This is a genomic window from Micromonospora sp. KC721, assembly GCF_004348355.1.
GTDB lineage: Bacteria > Actinomycetota > Actinomycetes > Mycobacteriales > Micromonosporaceae > Micromonospora.
Genome location: NZ_SMJY01000236.1, coordinates 1 through 8,480, shown reverse-complemented (window position 1 = coordinate 8,480; position 8,480 = coordinate 1). Strand labels below are relative to the sequence as shown.

The 8,480-nt window shown below is 73.2% G+C and carries 7 protein-coding genes; 1 reads left to right on the top strand and 6 read right to left on the bottom strand.

The genetic code is table 11. From position 1 onward, the window contains the following. Positions 1 to 252 (top strand): hypothetical protein (locus E1182_RS31325; RefSeq protein WP_165942729.1); only part of this gene is annotated, 252 nt, incomplete at its 5' end. 35 nt (positions 253 to 287) lie between these two features. On the opposite strand, the gene E1182_RS27075 is transcribed toward E1182_RS31325, so the two are convergent. The 6 genes from E1182_RS27075 to E1182_RS27050 form a co-directional block, all read right to left on the bottom strand. Next, positions 288 to 1,292 carry a methionine synthase gene (locus E1182_RS27075; RefSeq protein WP_132270503.1) on the bottom strand — a complete coding sequence of 335 codons (1,005 nt, stop codon included), beginning with the start codon at positions 1,290 to 1,292 and terminating at the stop codon, positions 288 to 290. A gap of 22 nt (positions 1,293 to 1,314) precedes the next feature. Beyond that, on the bottom strand, positions 1,315 to 2,388 hold the full coding sequence (gene mnmA / locus E1182_RS27070) for a tRNA 2-thiouridine(34) synthase MnmA (RefSeq protein WP_132270501.1): 1,074 nt from the start codon (positions 2,386 to 2,388) through the stop codon (positions 1,315 to 1,317). A 60-nt stretch (positions 2,389 to 2,448) separates the two neighbouring features. Continuing rightward, on the bottom strand, positions 2,449 to 3,624 hold the full coding sequence (locus tag E1182_RS27065) for a cysteine desulfurase family protein (protein ID WP_132270499.1): 1,176 nt from the start codon (positions 3,622 to 3,624) through the stop codon (positions 2,449 to 2,451). A gap of 66 nt (positions 3,625 to 3,690) precedes the next feature. Further along, on the bottom strand, positions 3,691 to 6,390 hold the full coding sequence (locus tag E1182_RS27060) for an HAD-IC family P-type ATPase (protein WP_132270497.1): 2,700 nt from the start codon (positions 6,388 to 6,390) through the stop codon (positions 3,691 to 3,693). A 169-nt stretch (positions 6,391 to 6,559) separates the two neighbouring features. Beyond that, positions 6,560 to 7,519, bottom strand: coding sequence for an electron transfer flavoprotein subunit alpha/FixB family protein (locus E1182_RS27055; RefSeq protein WP_132270494.1), 960 nt, complete (start codon positions 7,517 to 7,519; stop codon positions 6,560 to 6,562). An 11-nt stretch (positions 7,520 to 7,530) separates the two neighbouring features. Continuing rightward, positions 7,531 to 8,310, bottom strand: coding sequence for an electron transfer flavoprotein subunit beta/FixA family protein (locus tag E1182_RS27050; protein WP_132270491.1), 780 nt, complete (start codon positions 8,308 to 8,310; stop codon positions 7,531 to 7,533). Positions 8,311 to 8,480: the final 170 nt, after the last annotated feature.

Here is an 8,480-nt window from a genome sequence, read left to right as displayed (position 1 = left end):
GCCTACCTGCTCGCCTGGTTCACCCCTTACGCCACCCCCGCCGGCGCGTCCCGCCCCCCGGACATGGCACCGGCGCCGGAGCATGCCGTCGCGCTGTGGTGGGCGCTGCTGGCGGCGCTGGCCGGGGCCACCGTCAGCCTGGTGCTCGGCTGGCGCCGGATCCGCCGGCCCGACATCCGGTGGTGGTTGCTGCCCGCCACCGTGCTGGCGTGCCTCGGCGCCGCCGCGCTGGCGGGCGATCCGCTGCGTTGATCGAGCCTCCATCCGGGCACGTGGTCAGGCCCGGGTCACTCCTCGGACAGTCGCCGGCCGGCGTCCCGGCAGGCGGCCAGGACCGTCCGGGCGTACCCCGGGGTGGCCCCGGCGAGGCCGCAGGCGGGGGTGACCACCACCTGCTCGGCGAGCCGCCGAGCAGGGAAGCCGAGGCGGTCCCAGAGCGTGCGTACCCGGTCGGCGACCTGGGCCGAGGTCGGCGCGCGGCCGGCCGGCGGCGCCACCGCGGGTGCGGCCCCGGCCAGCAGCCCGAGCCCGGCATCGATCGCCTCACCGAGCGGGTCGAGGTCGGTGACCAGGGCGATGTCCAGCGCGATCCCCACCGCACCGGCGGAACGGATCAACTCCAGCGGCACGTCCGGGGCGCAGCAGTGCACCACGGTCGGCACTCCGGCCGCCTCGACGACGTCGCGCAGCAGCCCGCGGGCCACCTCGGACCCGACCGCACGGTGGGTGCCGAAGCCGCTCTCGGTGGGCACCCGGCCGGCGAGCACCGCCGGCAGGGTCGGCTCGTCCAGTTGGAGCAGCACCGTCGCCCGGGGCAGCCGGCGGGCCACCGCCTCGACGTGCCGGCGCAGCCCTTCGGCGAGCGAACCGGCCAGGTCGCGTACGGCTCCGGGGTCGCCCAGCATCCGTCCACCGAGCGGCAGCTCCAGCGCGGCGGCGAGGGTGAACGGCCCGCCGGCCTGGACCTTCACCGGCCCGTCGTACGTCTCGGCCTGCTCGGCGAGCTGGTCGAGGTCGCGTTCCATCAGGTCACGGGCTCGACGCAGGTCGCGCCCCGGCCGGGAGGCGATCCGCCAGCGCGCCGCGTACAGCTCCACCGGCAACTCGACCAGCAGCCCCGCGCTCCGACCGATCAGGTCGGCGCCGGGACCCCGGGCCGGCAGTTCCGGCAGGTGGGGCAGGGCGGGCAGCTCACCGAAGACGATCCGCTGCGCCTCGGCGATGTCGGTGCCGGGCAGCGAGCCGATCCCGGTGGCGGCGCCGGCGGGCCAGGGCCAGGGTTGATCAGTCACGGCTGAAGGGTATCCGCTCGGGTCAGCCGGTGATGGTGGCCGAGCCGAGCACCACGTCCCCGGCGGGGTCCGGCCGGTACGCGACGATCGCCTGGCCGGCGGCGACTCCGCGAACCGGGCGGCGCAGCTCGGCGCGGAGGGTGTCCGCCTCCAGCGTCACGGCGGCCGGGACCACGTCGCCGTGGGCGCGTAGCTGCACCTCGCACTCGATCGGAGCGGTGGGGCGCGAGCCGCCGGTCCAGACCGGACGGGTCGCCCGCACTTGGGAGACCTCCAGCGCCTCGGCGGGGCCGACCGTCACGGTGTTCGTCGTCGGGGTGATCGAGAGCACATAGCGGGGGCGGCCGTCCGGGGCGGGCCGGTCCAGGTGCAGGCCGCGCCGCTGGCCGACGGTGTACTGGTACGCGCCGCGGTGGCTGCCGACAACCGTGCCGGTGAGGGCGTCCACCACGTCGCCGGGCGCCTCGCCCAGCCGCTCGGCGAGGAAGCCCCGGGTGTCGCCGTCGGCGATGAAGCAGATGTCGTGCGAGTCCGGCTTGTCGGCCACGGCCAGCCCGCGCCGGGCGGCCTCGTCGCGCACCTGCGCCTTGGTGGCGTCACCGAGCGGAAAGATCGACCGGTCGAGCTGCTCGCGGGTCAACACGGCCAGTACGTACGACTGGTCCTTGGCGAGGTCGACGCTGCGGCGCAGCAGACCGTCGGGGCCGAGCCGGGCATGGTGGCCGGTGACCACCGCGTCGAAGCCCAGGGCCACGGCCCGGTCCAGCACCGCCGCGAACTTGATCTTCTCGTTGCAGCGCAGGCACGGGTTCGGGGTACGGCCGGCCGCGTACTCGGCGACGAAGTCGTCCACCACGTCGGCGTGGAACCGTTCGGCCATGTCCCACACGTAGAACGGGATGCCAATCACGTCGGCGGCGCGTCGCGCGTCGCGGGAATCCTCCAGGGTGCAGCAGCCGCGCGCCCCGGTGCGGTACGTCTGCGGATTGCGGGCCAGCGCCAGGTGCACCCCGGTCACGTCGTACCCGGCCTCCACCGCCCGCGCCGCCGCCACGGCGGAGTCCACCCCGCCCGACATGGCCGCCAGAACCCTCACCGACACACCCCCTTCACCGTTCGAGCCTAGCCCGCCCCACCCGCCGTACCGTCCGGGTGGTCAGCGGGGTCCGCGGAGGGCGGCGGCGCGGCGGGCCCGCTCGACAGCGGTCGGCAGGGCCGCGATGAGGGCGTCGACCTCGGCGGCGGTGCTGGTGTGGCCGAGGGTGAAGCGCAGCGAGGAGCGGGCCCGGTCGTGGTCCGCGCCCATCGCGATCAGCACGTGCGACGGCTGCGCCACCCCCGCCGAGCAGGCCGAGCCGGTCGAACAGGCGATGCCCTGGGCATCGAGCAGGAGCAGCAGGGCGTCCCCCTCGCAGCCGGGAAAGGAGAAGTGCGCGTTGCCCGGCAGCCGGTCGCTCGGATCGCCGTTGAAGATCACCTCCGGCACCGCCTCCCGCACCCGCCGGACCAGGTCGTCGCGGAGCGCGGCGACCCGGGCCGCGTACTCCAGCTGGCCCTTGACCGCGGCCTCCACGGCGACGGCGAAGGCGACGATGCCGGCGGTGTCGAGGGTGCCCGAGCGGACGTCCCGTTCCTGCCCGCCGCCGTGCAGCAACGGGGTGGCCGGCACGTCGCGGGCCAGCAGCAGCGCGCCGACCCCGGTCGGTCCGCCGAGCTTGTGGCCGGTGACGGTCAGGGCCGAGACGCCGCTGGCGGCGAAGTCGACCGGCACCTGGCCGACAGCCTGGATGGCGTCGGTGTGGAACGGCACCCGGTGCTCGGCCGCCACCGCGGCCAACTCGGCCACCGGCTGGACCGTACCCACCTCGTTGTTGGCCCACATGGCGGTCACCAGGGCGACCCGGTCGCCGTGCGCGGCGAGCTCATCCCGGAGCCGGTCCGGATCGAGCCGCCCGGCGCCGTCGACCGGCAGCCAGCCGACCTCGGCGCCCTCATGGGCGGCGAGCCAGTCCACCGCGTCGAGCACGGCGTGGTGTTCCACCGCACTGGAGACGACCCGGGAGCGCCCCGGCACCACGTCGCGGCGGGCCCAGAACATGCCCTTCACCGCCAGGTTGTCGCTCTCGGTGCCGCCCCCGGTGAACACCACCTCGGAGGGGCGGGCACCCAACGCGGCGGCGATCCGCTCGCGGGACTCCTCCACCCGCCGCCGCGCCCGCCGGCCCGCCGCGTGCAGTGACGACGCGTTGCCGACCTCACGGGCCGTGGCGACGTACGCCGCCAACGCCTCGTCGAGCATCGGGGTCGTCGCCGCATGATCCAGGTATGCCATCGCCGTTCAGCGTAACGGCCACGAACCGCCGGGCCGGATGCCGGACCACGCCCGCCGCCCGGGTGGTCAACCGAGCCGGCGGCCGAACCGCTTGTCCAATGCCACCACGGCGGAGACCGCCACCGCGACGGCCACGATGCGCAGCCACGCGTCGACCCCGATCGGGGCCGTCCGGAACAGCGTGTTCAGCACCGGAAGATAGGTCAGCGCCGCCTGGGCGAGGGCCTGCGCCAGTACCCCGCCGATGAGCCAGCGATTGCGCAACAGCCCCAGCCGCCACGGCGAGCGGCTCAGCGACCGGCAGCTGAACAGGTAGAACGTCTGCACCGTGACGAACAGGTTCACCGCCGTCGTGCGGGCCTGCGCCAGCTCCGCCCCGGCGGCCAGTTCCCACTCGAACAGCCACCAGGTGCCCGCCACGAGCAGGGCGGAGACCAACAGGATGCGCACCACCAGAGCCGTGGTGAGCAGCGGCTGGGCCGGATCCCGGGGCGGACGGTCCATGATCCGTGGTTCCTTCGGCTCGAAGGCGAGCGTCAGGCCCAGCAGCACCGCGGTCGTCATGTTGATCCAGAGGATCTGACTGGGCAGGATCGGCAACACCGCACCGAACATGACCGCGACCAGGATGACCAGTCCCTCCCCGGTGTTGGTGGGCAACGTCCAGGTGATGAACTTGGTCAGGTTGGCGAAGACGCCGCGGCCCTCCTCCACGGCCGACTCGATGGTGGCGAAGTCGTCGTCGGTGAGCACCATGTCGGAAGCCTCCTTCGCCACCTCTGTGCCGCTGCGTCCCATCGCCACCCCGATGTCGGCCTGCCGCAGCGCCGGGGCGTCGTTGACACCGTCGCCGGTCATCGCCACCACCTGCCCCTCGGCCTGCAACGCCTCCACCAGCCGCAGCTTCTGCTCGGGAGACACCCGGGCGAACACCGAGGCGCGGGCCACCGCGGCCGGACGGTCCGCGTCGGACAACGCCGCCAGGTCCACGCCGCTGAGCACGTCGCCCGGCCCCGGCTCGCCGGCCAGCAAACCCAGGCGTACGGCGATGGCGCTCGCGGTGGCCCGGTGGTCCCCGGTGATCATCTTCACCGCGATGCCGGCCCGCCGGCACGACTCGATCGCCTCGGCGGCGGCCCGGGGCGGGTCGAGCATCGCCTGCAACCCGGTGAAGACCAGATTGCCGGGGAGCTTCTCCTCCGTCAGCTCCTCGTCGCCGTCGACGCGACGCAGCGCGGTGGCCAGCACCCGAAGCCCTTCGCCGGCCAACTCCCCCGCAGCGGTCAGCACGGCGGAGCGGTCCAGCGCGACCGTGCCGCCGTCGGCGTCGAGCGCCGCGCCGCACCACTCGACCACCCGCTCCACCGCGCCCTTGACGAGCACCACCCGCCCGCCGTCGCGCCCGTGGTGCAGGGTCGCCATGAACTGCCGCTCCGAGCTGAACGGGATCTCCGCCAACCGGGGCAGCGCCTCGGCCACCTGCTCCGCACGCAGCCCGACCTTGGCGCCCACCACCAGCATCGCCCCCTCGGTCGGGTCGCCGAGTACGCTCCATCGACCCTCCCGCTCCTCGAGGCGGGCGTCGTTGCAGGCCACGCCAGCCAGCAGCGACCAGCGCAGCGGGCCGTCCTCCCCGGTACGGGCCGGCCCCCCGTCCGGGTCGCTGATCTCCCCGACCGGGGTGTAACCGCCGCCGCTGACCTCGTACCGGCCGCCGACGGTCCAGATCGCCTGCACGGTCATCTGGTTCTCGGTCAGGGTGCCGGTCTTGTCGGTGCAGATCACCGTCGTGCTACCCAGCGTCTCCACCGCCGGCAGCCGCCGGATCACCGCCCGGCGACGGGCCATCCGCGCCACCCCGATCGCCAGCGTGATGGTCACCGCCGCCGGCAGGCCCTCCGGTATCGCCCCCACCGCCAGGGCCACCGCCGCGGTGAAGGTCTGCCCCGCCTGTTCCCCACGGACGAGCCCGACGCCGAAGGTGAGCGCCGCGAGCACCAGGATCGCCACGGTGAGCACCCGACTGAAGCGGGCCAGCTTCGCCGTCAGCGGCGTGTCGAGGACCTGTGCGCCGCCGACCAGGCGGTGGATGCGACCCAGTTCGGTCTCCGCCCCGGTCGCCACCGCGATGCCCGCCCCGGACCCGCCGGTGAGCAGGGTGCCCGAGTAGAGCACATTGCGCCGGTCGGCCACCGGCGCCTCATCCGGCACGACGACCTCGTCCTTGCGTACCGGCAGGGATTCTCCGGTCAGTGCCGACTCGTCCACGCGCAGTTCGTCGGCGCGGGCCAGGCGCAGGTCCGCGGGAACCTTCTCACCCGCCTCAACCAGCACCAGATCGCCGGGGACGATCTCGTCGGAGGGCACCGGACGCTGCCGGCCGCCCCGCACCACCCGCGCCTCGGTTCGCACCATCGCCCGCAGCGCGTCCAGCGCCGCCTCGGCCTTGGACTCCTGCAGGAAGCCGACGGCGGCGTTGACCACCACCACCCCGAAGATCACCGCGGCGTCGACGTACTCGGCGAGCAGCAGAGTGACCAGGCCGGCCGCCACCAGGATGTACACCAACGGGTTCTGGAACTGCCGGAGCAGCCGGCGCAGCGGGCCACCACGCGCCGTCGCGGGCAGCACGTTCGGTCCGAACCGGGCCAGCCGGGCGGCGGCCTCGTCGTCGGTCAACCCACGGATGGTGTCGGTCTCCAACAGCAGCACGACCTCGTGCACGGCCAACGCGTGATGACCGCCTCCGGGGGGCCTGGCCGGCATGGCGCGCTCCTTGTTCCGACATCGATCCGGGGGTGCGCAGGGGTGCTTCGCCATCGTCGCAGCTCGGCGGGAGGGGATGGACCGTTCCGGTCTGATTGACGGGCCGGCGGACGACGAGGGCCGGGAACCGACTGGCGGTTCCCGGCCCTCGTCGGGGCTGGTGGTCAGCTCACTTGCGCTTGCGGATCTCCTCCGCGGCCTGCGGTACGACCTTGAACAGGTCGCCCACCACGCCGAAGTCGGCCAGCTCGAAGATCGGGGCCTCGCCGTCCTTGTTCACGGCGACGATGGTCTTCGAGGTCTGCATGCCGGCCCGGTGCTGGATCGCACCGGAGATGCCCAGCGCGACGTAGAGCTGCGGGGAGACGGTCTTACCGGTCTGACCGACCTGGAACTGGTGCGGGTAGAAGCCGGAGTCGACCGCGGCGCGGGAGGCGCCGACGGCACCGCCGAGCAGGTCGGCCAGTTCCTCGACCAACTTGAAGTTGTCGGCGTTGCCGACACCGCGGCCACCGGAGACGACCACGCCGGCCTCGGTGAGCTCGGGGCGGGAGCCCTTCTGCTCGGCGACCCGGTCGACGACCCTGGCCAGCTTGTCGGCGTCGGTGACCGACACGGTGAGCTGCTCGACGGCCGGGCTGGCCGGAGACGGGGCCGGGGTGACCGAGTTGGGCCGTACGGTGACCAGCGGCAGCCCCCTGGTGACCTTGGACTTGACGATGGTGGAGCCGGCGAAGGCGACCTGGGTCGCGGTGCCGTCGGCGTCCAACCCGACCACGTCGGTCAGGATGCCGTTGTCCAGCTTGACGGCCAGGCGGGCGGCGATCTCCTTGCCCTCCTGGGACGAGGCGAGCAGCACGGCGGCCGGCTGCACCCGCTTGACCAGTTCGGCCACGACGGTCGCCTTGGGCGCCACCAGATAGCCGTCGATCTCCTCGCCCTCGGCGGCGTAGATCTTCTGCGCGCCGTACTCGCCCAGCCTGGCGCTGAGCGCCTCGGCGGCGCCGGCGCCACCGAGCACCACCGCGGCGGGGGTGCCCAGCTCGCGGGCGAGGGTGAGCATCTCCAGGGTGACCTTCTTGACGCCGAACTCCCGGGTGGCTTCGACGACGACGAGAACCTCAGACATGTCCAGACCTCTCACACGAACTTCTCGGTGGCGAGGAACTCGACCAGCTTGACGCCGCCCTCGCCCTCGTCGGTGATCTTCGCGCCGCCGGAGCGCGGCGGGCGCTTGGTGTGCTCCAGTACGGCGCTGGTCGCACCGTCGAAGCCCACCTCGGTCGGCGCGACGCCGAGGTCGGCCAGGGAGAGCGTCTGCACCGGCTTCTTCTTGGCGGCCATGATGCCCTTGAAGGACGGGTAGCGCGGCTCGTTGATGGTGTCCCAGACGGAGACCACGGCCGGGGCCGAGGCGGTGACCACCTCGTAGCCCTCCTCGGTCTGCCGCTCGACGGTCAGCGTGGCGCCGTCGACGGTGAGCTTGCGCGCGCCGGTCAGCGCGGCGACGCCGAGGCGCTCGGCGAGCATGTGCGGCATGACCTGGACCCGGCCGTCGGTCGACTCGGCGCCACAGAGCACCAGGTCGGCGTTGAGCTGCCCGAGGGCGGCGGCGAGCACCTTGGAGGTGGCCACGGCGCAGGAACCGTGCAAAGCGTCGTCCACCACGTGCACGGCCTTGTCCGGGCCCATGGAGAGCGCCTTGCGGATCGACTCGGTCGCCCGGTCCGGACCCATGGTCAGGATGGTGACCTCGCCGCCGTGCGCCTCCTTGATCTTCAACGCCTCTTCGATGGCGTACTCGTCCATCTCGTTGATGACGTTGTTCGCCGAACCGCGGTCGACGGTGTTGTCGTCAGAACGCAGGTTGCGGTCCGCGCCCGAATCGGGCACCTGCTTGACGAGTACGACGATGTTCATCGCGTTTCGACGACCCTCCTGTTGATGTGGCGACTGCTCGCCCGGTCACGGGCGCAGCCTCGCGCGTCCGTTGACGCCCGGTCAACCGCGGGCTGTGGTGCACTTACCCACGGCCGCAATGTTACCTGCCAGTAGCATTCCCTCCCCGACCCCCCACAGTGACACAGCTC

Excerpts from the sequence above, each read along its gene's own strand:
- E1182_RS27050 (WP_132270491.1), bottom strand. The coding sequence starts at position 8,310 with ATGAACATCGTCGTACTCGTCAAGCAGGTGCCCGATTCGGGCGCGGAC.
- E1182_RS27060 (WP_132270497.1), bottom strand. The coding sequence starts at position 6,390 with ATGCCGGCCAGGCCCCCCGGAGGCGGTCATCACGCGTTGGCCGTGCAC.
- E1182_RS27055 (WP_132270494.1), bottom strand. The coding sequence starts at position 7,519 with ATGTCTGAGGTTCTCGTCGTCGTCGAAGCCACCCGGGAGTTCGGCGTC.
- E1182_RS27065 (WP_132270499.1), bottom strand. The coding sequence starts at position 3,624 with ATGGCATACCTGGATCATGCGGCGACGACCCCGATGCTCGACGAGGCG.